15 protein-coding genes are annotated in these 15,384 nt (G+C 31.0%); 7 read left to right on the top strand and 8 right to left on the bottom strand.

The genetic code is table 11. The features are described 5' to 3' along the window. Positions 1-146: 146 nt before the first annotated feature. On the bottom strand, positions 147-1,148 hold the full coding sequence (locus ACVC08_RS06390; protein ID WP_452597028.1) for an NAD(P)H-dependent glycerol-3-phosphate dehydrogenase: 1,002 nt from the start codon (positions 1,146-1,148) through the stop codon (positions 147-149). Between the two features lie 135 nt (positions 1,149-1,283). Here ACVC08_RS06390 and ACVC08_RS06385 point away from each other — a divergent pair, with 135 nt between their 5' ends. Continuing rightward, positions 1,284-2,231, top strand: coding sequence for a nicotinic acid mononucleotide adenyltransferase (locus ACVC08_RS06385; RefSeq protein ID WP_452601438.1), 948 nt, complete (start codon positions 1,284-1,286; stop codon positions 2,229-2,231). A 177-nt stretch (positions 2,232-2,408) separates the two neighbouring features. Here ACVC08_RS06385 and ACVC08_RS06380 read toward each other — a convergent pair whose 3' ends face one another. Continuing rightward, positions 2,409-6,035 (bottom strand): T9SS type A sorting domain-containing protein, encoded by a 3,627-nt coding sequence (locus ACVC08_RS06380; RefSeq protein WP_452601437.1) that lies wholly within the window; start codon positions 6,033-6,035, stop codon positions 2,409-2,411. A 214-nt stretch (positions 6,036-6,249) separates the two neighbouring features. Between ACVC08_RS06380 and ACVC08_RS06375 the strand changes: the two genes are divergently transcribed. Continuing rightward, a complete protein-coding gene (locus ACVC08_RS06375) occupies positions 6,250-7,050 on the top strand; it encodes a TrmH family RNA methyltransferase (RefSeq protein ID WP_452597025.1) in 801 nt (266 codons plus the stop codon). Between the two features lie 3 nt (positions 7,051-7,053). Next, positions 7,054-8,286 carry a M48 family metallopeptidase gene (locus tag ACVC08_RS06370; protein ID WP_452601436.1) on the top strand — a complete coding sequence of 411 codons (1,233 nt, stop codon included), beginning with the start codon at positions 7,054-7,056 and terminating at the stop codon, positions 8,284-8,286. A gap of 1 nt (position 8,287) precedes the next feature. On the opposite strand, the gene ACVC08_RS06365 is transcribed toward ACVC08_RS06370, so the two are convergent. Beyond that, a complete protein-coding gene (locus ACVC08_RS06365; RefSeq protein ID WP_452601435.1) occupies positions 8,288-8,953 on the bottom strand; it encodes a M15 family metallopeptidase in 666 nt (221 codons plus the stop codon). Between the two features lie 44 nt (positions 8,954-8,997). On the opposite strand from ACVC08_RS06365, the gene ACVC08_RS06360 reads away from it, so the two are divergent. The 3 genes from ACVC08_RS06360 (at position 8,998) to ACVC08_RS06350 (ending at position 11,304) form a co-directional block, all read left to right on the top strand. Beyond that, positions 8,998-9,351: a DoxX family protein gene (locus ACVC08_RS06360; RefSeq protein ID WP_452601434.1), complete on the top strand. Its 354-nt coding sequence runs from the start codon at positions 8,998-9,000 to the stop codon at positions 9,349-9,351. A 3-nt stretch (positions 9,352-9,354) separates the two neighbouring features. Then, positions 9,355-9,948, top strand: a complete 594-nt coding sequence (locus tag ACVC08_RS06355) for an alpha-ketoglutarate-dependent dioxygenase AlkB family protein (RefSeq protein WP_452601433.1) — start codon at positions 9,355-9,357, stop codon at positions 9,946-9,948. 426 nt (positions 9,949-10,374) lie between these two features. Next, positions 10,375-11,304: an alpha/beta hydrolase gene (locus tag ACVC08_RS06350; protein WP_452601432.1), complete on the top strand. Its 930-nt coding sequence runs from the start codon at positions 10,375-10,377 to the stop codon at positions 11,302-11,304. 94 nt (positions 11,305-11,398) lie between these two features. Here the strand turns inward: ACVC08_RS06350 and nadD are convergent, their stop codons facing one another. The 3 genes from nadD to ACVC08_RS06335 are packed head-to-tail and all read right to left on the bottom strand — an operon-like array spanning position 11,399 to position 13,471. Beyond that, a complete protein-coding gene (nadD, locus tag ACVC08_RS06345) occupies positions 11,399-11,977 on the bottom strand; it encodes a nicotinate (nicotinamide) nucleotide adenylyltransferase (protein ID WP_452601431.1) in 579 nt (192 codons plus the stop codon). A gap of 1 nt (position 11,978) precedes the next feature. Beyond that, entirely contained in the window at positions 11,979-12,572 is a 594-nt protein-coding gene (gene gmk / locus ACVC08_RS06340) for a guanylate kinase (RefSeq protein ID WP_452601430.1), read from the bottom strand. 41 nt (positions 12,573-12,613) lie between these two features. Further along, entirely contained in the window at positions 12,614-13,471 is an 858-nt protein-coding gene (locus tag ACVC08_RS06335; protein ID WP_452597017.1) for a YicC/YloC family endoribonuclease, read from the bottom strand. Positions 13,472-13,580: 109 nt separating this feature from the next. Between ACVC08_RS06335 and ACVC08_RS06330 the strand changes: the two genes are divergently transcribed. Further along, on the top strand, positions 13,581-14,060 hold the full coding sequence (locus ACVC08_RS06330) for an acyl-CoA thioesterase (RefSeq protein ID WP_452597016.1): 480 nt from the start codon (positions 13,581-13,583) through the stop codon (positions 14,058-14,060). On the opposite strand, the gene ACVC08_RS06325 is transcribed toward ACVC08_RS06330, so the two are convergent. After that, positions 14,049-14,951 carry a DMT family transporter gene (locus tag ACVC08_RS06325; protein ID WP_452597015.1) on the bottom strand — a complete coding sequence of 301 codons (903 nt, stop codon included), beginning with the start codon at positions 14,949-14,951 and terminating at the stop codon, positions 14,049-14,051. The genes ACVC08_RS06330 and ACVC08_RS06325 overlap by 12 nt on opposite strands. Positions 14,952-14,994: 43 nt before the next feature. Beyond that, positions 14,995-15,348: an arsenate reductase family protein gene (locus tag ACVC08_RS06320; RefSeq protein WP_452601429.1), complete on the bottom strand. Its 354-nt coding sequence runs from the start codon at positions 15,346-15,348 to the stop codon at positions 14,995-14,997. Between the last annotated feature and the right edge of the window lie 36 nt (positions 15,349-15,384).

Raw genomic sequence — 15,384 nt, 5'->3', positions numbered from 1 at the left:
GTATTTATGTAAATTGAAATAATTACTTTTCAACCAACAATACAATATTATGAATTAAACAACTATTAATAAGACTATTACCAAACTCAATCTTAACACAATGTAAACATTACCAGTGTTAATTGTTAACAACAGAAAAGAAATAATTAATCCAATTTATCCGTCAATTTCGCAAACACTTTTTTGGCATCTTTACCTTCATACAAAATACTATACACAGCTTTTATAATAGGCATTTGCGTTTTTTTAGTGTTTTTCTGATTAATTAAAAATGCACTTTTAGTCGCATAGTAACCTTCTGCTACCATATTCATTTCCATTTGTGCAGATTTTACGGTGTAGCCCTTACCTATCATGTTACCAAACATTCTGTTTCTAGAAAACACAGAATAGCCTGTTACTAATAAATCGCCTAAGTAGGCCGAATTATTAATATTACGTTTCATTTTATGTACTTTTTTAATAAAGCGTTTCATTTCGCGAATAGCATTACTCATAAGCACACTCTGGAAATTATCTCCATACCCTAATCCATGTGCTATTCCTGCTGCAATAGCATAAATGTTTTTAAGCATTACCGCGTATTCTGTACCAATGATATCATCGCTAATTTTAGTTTTTATATAACTACTAGATAAGGCATTGGCAATACTTTCTGCTTTTGTTGGGTCTGCACAAGATATGGTAAGGTAAGACAATCGTTCTAGCGCAACTTCTTCTGCATGACAGGGCCCAGCAATAACTCCTATATTTTCGAAAGGAATATTATAATAATCATGAAAATGTTCTCCTAGCAGCAATCCTGTTTCTGGCAAGATTCCTTTTACCGCAGACACCACCACTTTATTAGTAATATCTACTGTTAGTTTTTGTAATTCGGAATAAATAAAGGCTGATGGTATTACAAAAATAAGTACTTCGGCTTTACTAGCCATTTCATTTATATCGTTACTTAGCTCTAATTGTTCTAAATGAAATTCTACCGAACTTAAATAACTAGGATTGTGTTGTTCTTTTAGTAAATGCTCTTTGGTATACACGCTACGCATGTACCACCCAACCTTTGTTTCATTTTCACATAACATCTTCACTATGGCTGTTGCCCAACTTCCTGAACCAAAAACGGCATATTTTAATGCTTTACTCATAAGGTATTATCTATAAATAGAGTTTCAAAAGTACACAAAATATTAGTCTTCTATATACAGTTAAACGTTAACTGTTTTAATTTTTGGCATGCGTTTTGAAATACTACTATTATCAATCCTTAAAACGAAACGAATATGAAAACGATAAAATTACTCTCGGTATTTGCCTTAGTGGCCACTTTATTTACTTCTTGTTATACAGAAGTTATTGTAGAAGACCCAATTGTTCCTGCTCCTAATATTAGTTTAAATCAGCTTTTAAACACTCATGAGTTATGGTACGTAGATATTAATGAGACTGTTGGTTATGGAGAAACTCCTTTTTTACAGATTGCTTTTACGATCTCTTTTAAAAACGGTGTTTTATATGCTAATAATAATTTAGTCGGTATTGGCAGTCAAGGTAATGGATATGGTATTCCTGTTGGAAACTATAATGCTTATAACATGATTTTAGATATTAATCATGACATTGATGGTTTTGAAACTTTTGATGTCTATCAAGTAGATAGCAATACTATTGAATTATATAACCCAAATAACGATACGTCTTATTTTTTAAATGGTTACCAACGTTCTAATTTCGATTACGATTATGTATTTTACGATAACATTCATTACTTCATGCAAGAATATGAAGCTTGGGAAAAAACATATACTAGTGATTACGGCGCTTTAAATGAATTTGATAATGAAAACTTTTTACAGTTTTTATCTGGAGGAAACGATTCTACGTTTAGAAGTTCTCAAGATGCTGTAGGAACTAATCCAGATAACTTATTTTGGGATTATACAGGGATTTATGGTGTTAGTGATGTACCAGGTAATATGTATTTAAAAACTTTAACATTAGATTATGATTTCTTCGACAATGAATTCTTTGAGTTAAGCGTTATTAATGATGAAACGATAGAGTTGTTACACCCGTCGTCTGGAACAGTATACGAGTTTAGAGGTAGAGGTTATATACAATACTTAAAAACTGGAACGACTGTAGATAAATCTAAATCGTCTGCACTAAAAAAACGTAAGCAAAGAAGTGCTAAAAAAGAGAATAAACGTGAAAACACACGTGTTAAATAAAATAGTTTGAAATGAAAAATTCTGCGAGTTAGAAAAATTTCATTAAAAATTTGGTTGGTTAGTTAGTAAAAACACCGTTTAAAAGACATTGCTTTTAAGCGGTGTTTTTTTATTACGCAAATAAAAAAAGCTTCAGCACGGCAATACTGAAGCTTTTAAAAATAATTATGGCATTAATTATTCAACTACTAACCTCTTAATAGTTTCTTTTGTATTCGTTTTTAAGTTTATAAAGTACATTCCACTTTGTAGGTTTTCAATATTTAATTGCGTTTTCAAAGTGTTTTTACTTAAAGTCTTATTTATTAATCGTTTTCCTTGAATATCGTAAACAATAATTTTTGCATCCTCATCTAACATAGCTCCTACAGTAATATTAACTATAGTATTAGCTGGATTAGGATGTACTGTAAATGTATTATCTAGGCTAAATTCCTCTACAGATAAAGCTGGCTCTACAAACTCTGTGTTAAACGTATTAGTTATTACTGCTGCGTTAAAATCGAAATAAATCTCTGCTGTATTTGGTATAATTGTACCAATATTATATCCAGCTGTTGGCTTTATTTTATAATATACATATCCATTGCTTCCATCTGCATCTTGAGACTCTGCTGGTAAATTAATAGCATCAAAAAACCATGTTAATTGATTATCTACCGCTTTTAAAACAGCATCATGGCTAGTATGTAAAACTTCTAGTGTACTAACATCTAGTAAAGGGTTTATGGTATTCTCTATTCTTACATTAATTGCTTCTGCTGTTCCTACATTTTGAAACCTTACAGTGTAATACAAGTATTCGTTTGTGGTTATAAAATCTTCATATACTATTTCTGGGCCATGCGATTCTGTTATATCATTAGGGTCGTAAGAGCCAACGACTTCTTGACTTAGTACTGATGTGTTATTATCTACAACAATGTCATTTGCTGCTGTTGTATATGTAGCAGTATTTGTAACATATTCTCCTAGATTTACAGATGCAGGCACATTCATTTCTATCCACGCACCTCTTGTTTCTCCTGGTAATAAGTTTACAAAATTGAATGTAAATCCATTAGCATTAGAGGTTACCGTTACCTCTGGCGAAACATAACTTACTCCTAAATAATTTACTAATGGGTCGTTTATAAAAGTAACTGTTCCAGAATTTATTGTAGAATATCCTGTATTTTCTATAATTAGATAATTATAATAATCGAAACCTGGTCGTGGTGGTGCAGATGGAAATAAAGATACAGATAAGTCTTCGCATTGCGATTGTTCTGTTACAGGGAAGTTTATAGCTATTGTATTGCCTGAGGTTACGTTAACATTTTCAAAAAGCGATGTAGTTATTGTATAGCAACTTTCGTAACCTTCGTTTGTACTTAATGTAATATCGTAGGTATTAGTATCATCATAACTATAAATATTAAACCCTCCAGATGCCGCATTAACCGTTGTTATGTTAGTATCATTATTTTTTTCGTAGGTAAAAAAGCCATTTGTAAATGGTGTGTCTACTCCATTAAAAACACCATCGTTATTTTCATCTATAAAGGCATTAACTTCTATAATTCCAAAGTTATCAGTAGAACAGAAGACATCAAAATTAATAGGGTTCTCATCGGTACAACCAACTATTATAAAATCTGATTGTACATAAACTGTAATTGTATCTCCTGTAGATTCGAATGTTAAATTAGTAAGGTCTCCTTCATTTCCATACGGGCTCGCTGCATTTAAATTAGTTACGCCATCGGAATCTAAAACAATTAATTCATCCCAATTGTTTTCTACCATACCCGAATTAAAAACAACTCTTAATGGGCTTCCATTACTACTAACAAAAGTGTATTGTTGTGTCTCGTTATCTTCATAACAAAATGTTATGTTTTCTGGTGTTCCACATGTAATTGTTGTTGGGCAGCTCTCTGAAATTAAATTAAAATCTACTATAGAGTAGCATGTACTTGAATTAGCATTTACTCTTACATATATTGTTTGCGGATTTACATACGCCGTATAACTATTAGTATTAGCTATTGAATTAACATCATTCTCTGCATCTTGTTGTGTTTCATAAAATTCTAATGTAATTGTGTTAGGGTCAATGCCGTTTAAAACCTGAGGTATTACTGTTGTTAAATCAAACACACCTAAAGTATCGCACGATACTAGATCTAGAGGAGTTTCAATTACTGGCGAGTTTCCTGCTCCAATAGTTACAAACTCAGTGCTTTCGCATCCTGTAACTGGATTTGTTATTGTTACCGAATAGAAACCTTCTGTTGTTACTAATATTGTAGGTGTTGTTTCGTTAGTATTCCATATATAATTGTAATTTGGATTCCCATTAGGATTTAATTCTAAGGTTTCTCCATTACAGATTATTAACCCTTGATCGAAACTTACATAAGGATGCTCGTTAACAATTAAGGTTAGTGTCGTTGTAACAACATCATTAGTTGTTATTTCTGTTACTTCAACTACAATCTCTTGTGGGTTACTCGTATTTGTAAAGGCCGTAGGATTTGAAATAACATTAGATTGGCTATCGTAATATATTACTTGATAATTTGATGCATTTAATCCATCTAAAATTGTAGGCTCTGCAGATGTTAAATCGAATGTTGCAATACCTTCTATTCCTTCGTTACAAAGTTCTAATGTTGCCTCATTAATTGCAAAAGGTGCATATTCTGTTTGCAGTATTAATTCTTCTATTGCATAACATCCTTGGGTTAAATCTTCTACTCTAGCAAATACGGTTTGTGTATTGGCTACAATATTATTGTATGGTGATGTTAAACTATTAACATTATTATATGCATCGTTTAAAGTTTCATGATAAGTAACTCCTAAAAAGGTACTCCCTCCTGTTATTTCATTGTCCTTATCAACTAAATTAAAGGCTGCAAAACCATCGTTATCCGTATCTATAACAACCAACGGTGTTGGGGGAACACTTTGTACTCCTAGTACATTTAAGTATAACTCTGTAAGACTACTACATCCTGTAGTGATATCTTCAACTTTTACATACAGTATTTGAGTATATGGTGTTGTGTTAGTATATAAGCTAGCAATAGAATTTATTCCTGCACTTGCATCTGCTTCTGTTTCGTAATAAGTTACGGCGTAGTTAATGTTTCCTTGCGAGAATTGAGTGTCGTAAATAGTTAAATCAAATGTCGCAAAACCACTACCTGTTTCATCGCAAACTATAGTGTCGTTTGGGTAAACTATTGGAGATGGATTTGCTATAATATTAAAACTTACTATGTTAGACATACAGTCGCTTACAGTAGACACGGCAACTGCATATATAGTTTGCGGATTTACAAATGTAGTAAACGGGCTAGCTAAAGGATTTGTTTGCCCTATAGCGTCTTGCTCTGTTAAATAATAATATACATCATAGGTATTGGACGAAGACAAGTTAGCCAAAACCTCAGTGTCTTTAATTGCTAAATCTACTGTTACGTTACCACTACCTTGCTCATCGCAAATAACTAGATCTGTTGGAGTGTTTCCTACTGGAGGGGCTATAAACATTATATTTATAGCATCGCTGTAATCTGTTCCAGCAATAGTAGTAGTAACACTATACTCTCCCGATTGGGTTACAACTAGATAGGATAATGATTCTCCTGGGATTACTACACCTTCAAAAAACCAAATATAATTGGTTCCTGAAGTGTCTGTTTCAATAATATATTCACTTGCACATGTTTCTGCATCTGGTCCCAAATCTATTTGAGAAAATCCCGATACAGAAAACAATAACACAAATAATAATGGTAGTATTTTTTTCATGATAGTTTAGTAAGGGTTTTAATAAATTCACCTTTAACACTGCAGTTATTTAAATTAAGATAAATTCAATATCGATTAATTACTACTTAAACAATTCGTTTAAAAAAACTCCTACCTTCTGTTTTTTATTAATTAAAATAATTATCTAAAATAACCTGTATAATTATCTTAAATTTGCTCTAGCGCATAATAGCTAGAATTGTCTAAAAATACTATGGTTAACAAGCAAATATCCAGCACACAAAACTCTTTAATAAAACAGATTATTTTATTAAAAGAAAAATCTCGTGAACGGAAAAAAAATAAGCTTTTTATTATTGAAGGGGTACGCGAAATTGACCTAGCAATAAAAGGACATTATATTATTGAGACTGTTTTATTTTATCCTGAATTAATTTCTGAAAGCACAGTAAGAAGCAATATTAACCAAGACATTAACCTCATAGAAATTAGTAAAGAGGTCTATCAAAAAATAGCTTACAGAGAAACTACTGAAGGTATTATAGCTATTGCAAAAAGTAAAACCAATAGTATTGAAACTTTACGTTTTAATACTAATACGCCTTTAATTTTAATTGCCGAAGCGCCTGAAAAACCAGGCAACATTGGTGCTATACTTCGTACTGCTGATGCTGCAAAAGTAGATGCTGTAATTATAGCTAACCCAAAAACAGATTTATATAACCCTAACATTATACGCTCAAGTGTTGGTTGCATATTCACCAACCAAATAGCTACAGGTACAACAGACAGTATTATTCATTTTTTAAAGAATAATAATATTAATATTTATGCTGCTATTTTACAAGAATCTGTAGCATACCACACTCAAGATTTCACTAAACCAACGGCTATTGTAGTAGGTACTGAAGCTACAGGTCTAAGCCAAGAATGGCGAGATCATTCTACAAAAAATATAATCATCCCTATGCAAGGCGCTATAGATTCTATGAATGTTTCTGTTGCTGCAGGTATTCTTATTTTTGAAGCTAAAAGACAACGAAACTTTAACTAAATTATGACATCACAAACGCTATTTTATATATTAATTGCTATTTTAATTATTAGTTTTTTAATTGATACCATTTTAGATGCTTTAAACGCAAAACACTATAATGATGCAATTCCAGAGGAACTAAGTGATGTTTATGATGCTGTAGAATACAAAAAATCTCAGGCTTACAAAAAAACAAATTATAGATTTAGTATTTTAACCTCTACATTTTCTTTAGCATTAACACTAGCGTTCTTTTTATTTGATGGTTTTGCTTTTGTAGATGAATTAGCAAGACAACTTTCTACTAATACCATATTAATAACTTTGATCTTTTTTGGTATTATCATGATTGGTAGTGATATTTTAACGACTCCTTTTTCTTATTATAAAACCTTTGTTATAGAAGCCCGTTTTGGTTTTAACAAGACCACCAAAAAGACTTTTGTTTTAGATAAAATAAAAGGCTGGTTAATGACTATTATTGTTGGCGGAAGTATATTGGCGTTATTAACTTGGTTTTACCAAACTACTGGTAATTCGTTCTGGTTATATGCTTGGGGATTAATTACCATATTTACATTAGTCATGAATGTATTTTACTCCAAGTTAATTGTTCCTTTATTTAATAAACAAACGCCTTTGGAAGACGGCTATTTAAGAACTGCTATTTCTAACTATGCAAAAACGGTAGGTTTTAGTTTAGAGAACATTTTTGTTATCGATGGCTCTAAGCGAAGCACTAAAGCCAATGCTTATTTTTCGGGTTTTGGCAGTGAAAAACGTGTAACATTATACGATACTTTAATTAACGATTTAGAGGAAGAAGAAATAGTTGCTGTGTTGGCGCACGAAGTGGGGCACTACAAACGTAAACACATTATTTATAATTTATCTATTTCTATTATTATAACAGGCTTAACGCTTTATATTTTATCCATTTTTATTAGTAACCCATTACTATCTGAGACTTTGAATGTTAGTATTCCTAGTTTTCATATTGGGTTAATTGCTTTTGGTATTTTATATAGCCCATTATCTGAAATAACTGGGTTACTCATGAACTTGCTTTCACGTAAATTTGAGTATCAAGCAGACGATTATGCTAAAAACACATACAATGCAAAGCCTTTAATTGGCGCTTTAAAAAAACTAACTAAAAATAGTTTAAGTAATTTAACGCCACATCCTGCGTATGTATTTATGCATTATTCGCATCCTACACTGTTGGAGCGTATTCGTAATTTGAAAAAATAATTTACTCCACAACAAAATCAAAATATTGATTTTTAAAAGGCTCGCCACGAAGGGTAAAATGCCACCATTCTTGCAGGTAATTTCTAAAACCACAATTTTTCATTACTTTTTGTAATAGGCTCCTGTTTTTTCGTTGCTCTCTATTTAGGCTACTGTTTTTTATCCAGGATTCACTTCCAAAAAAATCGTAAGGCGATCCCATGTCTAACTCTTTTCCTGTTTTCATATCTACAATTGTAATATCTACAGTACTGCCACTACTATGTCTAGATTTAGAGGCTATATAACCTGCTTTAAATAAGTTCTTCTTTTTTACTTTAGGGTAAAAAACAGCTTTCATTATTGTATCATTTACATCCTTAGCCCAACGTACAAAATGGTTTACCGCGCGTTGAGGTCTGTACGAATCATAAATTTTAAGAGATAAATTTTGCTTATTTAATTCTGCTTGTGCCTTTTTTAAACCTAAAGCAGCTTCTTTGGTTAAAATGGCTTTATTTTCTTTATAACCATCTATAACTTCTCCCACAAAATTGTAATCTGTACAGTAACGTAACTCTATTTCTATATTAGGGACTACATCTTTTACATATACAAACCCTTCTGGTAATTGTGCAAAACAGAAGCTTACCATAAAAGTTAGTAAAAAGGTTAATTTTAATCGCATAGTTTTATGTTTATGTGCTAATTTAGAGAAATAAAATTTTAATTATGGTATTTACTTGGCATCTTTATGTAATGGTTTCTCTATATATTTTTGCAGGTGTTATGCATTTTATAAGGCCAAAAATGTATTTACGTGTTATGCCTAGATATATACCTAACCCGAAATTAATGGTCTATTTAAGTGGTATTGCCGAAATTATATTAGGCCTAATGTTATGTTTCCCAACATTACAAACATTTGCTATTTATGGAATAATCCTTATGCTAATTGTATTTTTAGCGGTTCATTTTTATATGTTATCTGGAAAGAAAGCTTCCGCAGGAATTCCAAAATGGATTTTAATACTCCGCATTCCTTTACAGTTTGTTTTAATGTATTGGGCTTATCAATATTTATAATGTATGTTTCCAACTGAAGAGATAAAATTAGATTTGCCTGATGCAGACATTAGCTATTTTCCTAATTTCTTTAATATAGCAGAGGCTAATTTTTATTATAATACACTTTTAAAAGTAATTCCTTGGCAACAAGATGATATTACTGTTTTTGGAAAAACATACAAACAACCTAGATTAACAGCTTTATTTGCAGACAACAACAAGCCATACTCCTACTCTAACATTTCTATGCAACCTCATAGTTTTAATAGTCATTTATTAGCTATCAAGGATAAATTAAAAATTAAAACCAATACGTCTTTTACAACATGTTTAGCTAATTTATATAGAGATGGTCAAGATAGTAACGGTTGGCATGCAGACAATGAAAAAGAATTAGGTAAAAACCCAGTAATTGCTTCTGTTACTTTTGGTGAAATGCGTCATTTTCATTTAAAACATAGAACAGATAAAACATTACGCGAAAAACTATTATTAGAGCATGGCAGCTTATTGTTAATGCAAGGCGAAACACAGCACCATTGGTTGCACCAAATAGCCAAAACAAAACGAGAAATACAACCGAGAATAAACTTAACGTTTAGAGTGATTAAATAATTTATAGTACGTGCAAAAAATAAGATTTACTGAAATAGAAACGTATAAAACCTAAAAAGCTGAGGTCCCTCAACCTCAGCTTTCAGTTATTTGCAAAATATGTATATTGTTAGATTTAGTATTGCTATATCAACAAATAGCGATGCAAATATTAATTAATTAATCCATTGAACTAAAAAGTATGTATTTTAGTACAATCCAAAAATAAAATTATAATTCTTACTAACCGTTAAAACGTGTTAATATTCGATGAAACGCACTTAATTTTAACAAAAAACAGTTGATTTTAACAAATAACCGATGAAATACATGTTTTGTTAAGAGTTTTTTTTCAATTTCCATCCAATAAATAAATGTAAATTTGCGTTATGTATATTATAATTGGCATTTTGTTTGCATAACTATCATTAATAAAACTTTTTTTAAATGAAATTAAAATTGTCTTTTCTTTTTATTGTAATGAGTACATTACTTTTCGCGCAAGAGAAAACACACTCTAGTCAAGATGTAGCTATTAACAAATTAATAGATGGGACATTATTAACCCCTAATAATGCGACGAAACCAAACCTGGTTATTATTATTGCTGGTTCTGGCCCTACAGACAGAGATGGAAATCAAAATTTTTTAAAAAGTAATAATTTAAAAAAATTAGCAGAAGGACTTAGCGCCCAAAATATAGCGACGTTTAGATACGATAAACGTATTGTAAAACAAATACGACGTGGTAACGTAGATTCGTCTATTTTATTTGATGACTTTGTAACTGATGCTGTATCGGTAATTGAATATTTTAAGAAAACCAAACGTTATAATGCCATATATGTGGCAGGACACAGCCAAGGTAGTCTTGTTGGTTTATTAGCTGCTAAAGGTAGAGCAGATGGTTTTATCTCTCTTGCTGGCGCAGGGCAATCTATAGACAACGTTATTATAGAACAAGTTACCAAAACTGCACCTATGTTTACTGAGGATGCTAAAAGAGTTTTTGCTATTTTAAAAAAAGGAAAAACAACAAACGATTATCCGCAAGCCTTAGGTTCTATTTTTAATAAAGATGTACAACCTTTTATTGCGAATTGGATGTCTTACAATCCTAAAGAAGAGATAAAAAAACTAGATATGCCTATTCTTATTATTAATGGCACTAAAGATTTGCAGGTTTCTGAAGAGGAAGCAAAGCTTTTACATGATGCTGCACCTCAATCTACTTTAGCTATTATAGAAAAAATGAATCATATTTTAGTTCCAATTGAAGGGGATAGTTTAGAAAACTCTAAATCGTATAACGAAGCTTTTAGAAAATTATCTCCAGAGCTTTTAGAAACTATTGTGAGCTTTGTAGAAAAAAGTTAAGCGATTTAAAGCTTCTCGTTACAATTTCTCGTTTATCGAAATCATTGGAAGTAACCACTGAAACACATCATTCTTTTATTATGTTGTAATTGACTTATTTGTAAAAATTCATGTCATCAAGATACTGCCATACATTTTCGGGAAGTAATGGCTTCACATTTTTCCCTTCTTTTATTGCTTTACGTATCATGGTAGACGATATTTCCATAATAGGCGCTTCGACTCTATGTATTTTTTTATGGTCATTAAACCTGGTTTCTATAATACCTTCAGATATTCTAGGATATACATAAATATTATGATATTCTAAAATAAGTTCGTAATTCTTCCATTTATGAAACCCTTTTAAATTATCCTCTCCCATAATTAATGAAAACTCATGATTAGGGTATTTCTCTTTTAAATAGGTTAATGTATTTATAGTATAATTAGGTTGCGGCAATTTAAACTCTATATCGCTAGGTTTTAATTTTAAATAGTCTTTAGTTGCCAAATAGACCATTTCCAAACGTTGAAAATTATCTAATAGTGTACTTTTCTTTTTAAAAGGATTATGTGGTGTTACCACAAACCATACTTGGTCTAAATCGCTATTTTCTACCATTTGGTTTGCAATTACCATGTGCCCTATATGTATAGGATTAAAAGAGCCAAAATAGAGTCCTACCTTCATTTTATTTTTCTTTTAAAAAATCCCCAACTATGGTTTCTGCTTCTTTTAATGCTTTTTCTAAATTATCATTAACAATAATAACATCAAACGATCTAGCAGTAGCCAGTTCGGCAGGAGCTTTTGCTACACGCATGCTAATTTTTTCTTCGGTTTCCTCTCCTCTATTTTTTAATCGTCTTATTAATTCGTTTAAATCTGGCGGTTTTACAAAAACAGCTAAGGTTCTCTCTGGGAATTTATCTTTAATACGGAGTCCTCCAGAAACATCTATATCAAAAATAACATGTTTTCCTAATGCCCAAAGTCGCTCTACTTCGCTCTTTAATGTGCCGTAAAAATTATCTCTATATACTTCCTCCCACTCTAAAAACTCGTCGGCTTTAATTTTATTTTTAAATTCCTGAAACGATAAAAAGTAGTAATCCTTACCGTCTACTTCTTGTCCTCTTGGTTCTCGAGAAGCAGCAGAAATAGAAAACGCTAAATTAAGTTCTTCTTGCTTTAATAAATGCTTTACTAATGTTGTTTTTCCTGAACCCGATGGTGCAGAGAATACTATAAGTTTTCCGTTATTTTTATTTGTCTTATCTAACACTGGGATCTCTTAATTTTAGTTTTTTATTAGAAATTTAATTATTAAAGCACATTTAAAAGTTGTTCTTTAATTTTCTCCAATTCATCTTTCATTTGTACAACTAATTGTTGCATTGGCGCATAATTACTTTTAGAACCAATAGTATTTATTTCTCTTCCCATTTCTTGTCCTATAAATCCTAATTTTTTTCCATTAGAGTCTTTAGAATTTAAGGCTTCTATAAAGTAATTTAAATGGTTTTTTAATCGTACTTTTTCTTCTGTAATATCAAATTTCTCAATATAATAGACTAGCTCTTGCTCAAAACGATTTTCGTCATACTTTTCTCGTAATTCTTCTACTCCTTTTCTAAGTCGCTCTCTTACACCTTCTACACGTTCTGGATCCATTGCAATTACTTTTTCAAGTAAATCATCTATAATTGCTACTCGTTTTTTGAAATCTGCTTCCAAAACCTTCCCCTCATCTAGCCTGTAACTTTTAATGCTTTTAATAGCTTCTTTTATTTCAGTTTCTATGGTTTGCCATTCATTTTCATCTATTTCCTCTCGCTCTGTATTTAAAGCATCAGGAAAACGAACAGCCATTTTTAAAAGCTCTATCTCTTCTCCAGATGTTACTTCTTTTAACTGTTTCATATACTGCTTAACAACTGGTGTGTTAATTTTTGTAGAGGTATCTTCTGCAGTTGTTTCTACATATATAGAAAAATCTACTTTTCCTCTCACCAATTCTTTTGCAATTACTTTCCTTAGAGCCAATTCTTTTTCTCTGTAAATGGAAGGCATTCTTGCATTTAAATCCAGGTTTTTACTATTAAGAGATTTTAGCTCTATTGTTATTTTTTTTGTTGGTAACTGTACTACAGATTTACCATAACCTGTCATTGAATGTATCATAAACTATTTTATAAAGTTGAGCAAAGGTAATGAAAACAGATGCTTTAGAAAAGATTAAGATTTTATGCCATAAAAAACTTTAAATTTGCACTCTATAATTTAAAGTTTTATGTACACTAAAAATTTCGAAATACGCTGGAGTGATATTGATGCTAATAGACACCTAGCAAACTCTGCTTACATTAATTTTATGAGCCACACTAGAATGGCCTTTTTAGTAGAAAAAGGTTTTACCATGCAAGAAATGGTAAAGTTTGGTGTAAGTCCTGTGGTTTTTTATGAGCATGTACATTACTTTAAAGAAGCGTTTCATGGCCAACCTATAACTGTAAGTTTGGAAGTTTCTGGTTTAAGTGAAGATGGTATGTTTTTTAAATTCGACCATAATTTCTATAATCATAAAGGAGAAAATTTGGCGTATTGCGAAATATTTGGTGCTTGGATAGACCTAAAAACGAGAAAACTATCTGCCTTGCCAGAAGAGTTATTAGCGTTAACTAAAGTTTTTCCAAAAGCTAAAGACTACAAAGTATTAACTAAAGAAGACACAAGGCTACATGGTAGAAAACCCATAAATTTAAGCTTGTAATTTTGGTTTTTTAGTTACTAAATAAACTCCAGAAAAAATTAAAGCAGTAGCAAGAAGTTTTACACTTGTTAAACTACCACTTCCCATTATAATAGCAAAAAGACCAGCAATAACTGGTTGCATATAGATAAAAATACTAACGGTTGAAGCCTTTAAATGTTTTAAAGATAATGGAGTTAAAATATAGGTACCAAATGTTGCCCCAACAACTACAAATGCTACAGCAAAATAGGCATAAGGTGTAAATTTAGAAAAATCGGTAGCTATTAATTCGCTGTAACCAAATGGGATGACTAGAATTAACCCAAATAGAAATAGCCATTTTATAAATGTAAACGGATGGTATTTATAGGTTAGTTTTTTTATTAAAATAATATATATACTATAGGCTGTTACATTTATTAATATTAACGAATTCCCTAAAGCAACATTATCACCTTCAAAAGACGATTTGCCATAAACTGTTAATACAATAGCTCCTACAAATGCTAAAAGAATACCTGAAATTTTTAAAATAGTTATTTTTTCTTTTAGATATATAGCCGACATAATAAGTACTAATACTGGCGTTATAGTTACAATTACCGATGCATGTATTGGAGAGGTATACTGCAATCCTTTTATAAAGAGAAGCATATTAATGGCTATTCCAAAGAGTGCTGCAAAAAAGAATTTTAAATAGTCTTTTTTTTCTATTTTTTCCTTGGGCCCTATAAAGCTAAATATCCAAAATAAAAGCGCTGCTCCACCAATACGTATTATTACAAAAGCTGTCGCATCAAGAAAACCTCCAGCCATAACGTCTTTTGCAAACGTATAATTTAAACCGTACAAAAATTGTACTGCTAAAGCAGCCAATAAGGCAAAAATTCTAACTTGTGCTTGTTTCATTCTATAGACGTTATACCCTTAAAAACTATAATATATTTACTTTTTATGCTAATAAAGCTTGCTTTGCTGCTTCTACATTTTTCTTAGAGTTACCAACAAATATAACGCCATCTATAATCATTACAGGGCGGCTTAAAAAGGTGTAGTGTTCTAAAATGTAATTCTTATAATCGTTTTCTGTTAAGTCTTTATTTTTTAAATCCATAGATTTATAAAGTGTTGCACGCCTACTAAATAAGGCCTCATAACTTCCTGCTAAATCTTTCATTTCTTCTAACTGAGCTTCTGTAATTGCTTCAGTTTTTATATCCTGTAAAATAAAATGCGAAGGCACATTTAATTCTTTTAATATTCTAATACAGGTACTACATGTTTTTAAGTAATATATTTTATTCATATTATTTTTGTTAGAATGGTTTTTATTGATTTATGC

Source organism: Pontimicrobium sp. MEBiC06410, assembly GCF_053601615.1.
Note: the sequence above shows the minus strand (reverse complement) of the source record. Positions and strands in the feature narration are given on the sequence as shown.

What these genes read in the sequence shown, in the direction of transcription:
- ACVC08_RS06320 (WP_452601429.1), bottom strand. Translation starts at nt 15,348, where the DNA reads ATGAATAAAATATATTACTTAAAAACATGTAGTACCTGTATTAGAATA.
- ACVC08_RS06325 (WP_452597015.1), bottom strand. Translation starts at nt 14,951, where the DNA reads ATGAAACAAGCACAAGTTAGAATTTTTGCCTTATTGGCTGCTTTAGCA.
- ACVC08_RS06365 (WP_452601435.1), bottom strand. Translation starts at nt 8,953, where the DNA reads ATGCGATTAAAATTAACCTTTTTACTAACTTTTATGGTAAGCTTCTGT.
- ACVC08_RS06330 (WP_452597016.1), top strand. Translation starts at nt 13,581, where the DNA reads ATGTACACTAAAAATTTCGAAATACGCTGGAGTGATATTGATGCTAAT.
- ACVC08_RS06370 (WP_452601436.1), top strand. Translation starts at nt 7,054, where the DNA reads ATGACATCACAAACGCTATTTTATATATTAATTGCTATTTTAATTATT.
- ACVC08_RS06355 (WP_452601433.1), top strand. Translation starts at nt 9,355, where the DNA reads ATGTTTCCAACTGAAGAGATAAAATTAGATTTGCCTGATGCAGACATT.
- ACVC08_RS06380 (WP_452601437.1), bottom strand. Translation starts at nt 6,035, where the DNA reads ATGAAAAAAATACTACCATTATTATTTGTGTTATTGTTTTCTGTATCG.
- ACVC08_RS06390 (WP_452597028.1), bottom strand. Translation starts at nt 1,148, where the DNA reads ATGAGTAAAGCATTAAAATATGCCGTTTTTGGTTCAGGAAGTTGGGCA.
- nadD (WP_452601431.1), bottom strand. Translation starts at nt 11,977, where the DNA reads ATGAAGGTAGGACTCTATTTTGGCTCTTTTAATCCTATACATATAGGG.
- ACVC08_RS06360 (WP_452601434.1), top strand. Translation starts at nt 8,998, where the DNA reads ATGGTATTTACTTGGCATCTTTATGTAATGGTTTCTCTATATATTTTT.
- ACVC08_RS06335 (WP_452597017.1), bottom strand. Translation starts at nt 13,471, where the DNA reads ATGATACATTCAATGACAGGTTATGGTAAATCTGTAGTACAGTTACCA.
- ACVC08_RS06375 (WP_452597025.1), top strand. Translation starts at nt 6,250, where the DNA reads ATGGTTAACAAGCAAATATCCAGCACACAAAACTCTTTAATAAAACAG.
- ACVC08_RS06385 (WP_452601438.1), top strand. Translation starts at nt 1,284, where the DNA reads ATGAAAACGATAAAATTACTCTCGGTATTTGCCTTAGTGGCCACTTTA.
- ACVC08_RS06350 (WP_452601432.1), top strand. Translation starts at nt 10,375, where the DNA reads ATGAAATTAAAATTGTCTTTTCTTTTTATTGTAATGAGTACATTACTT.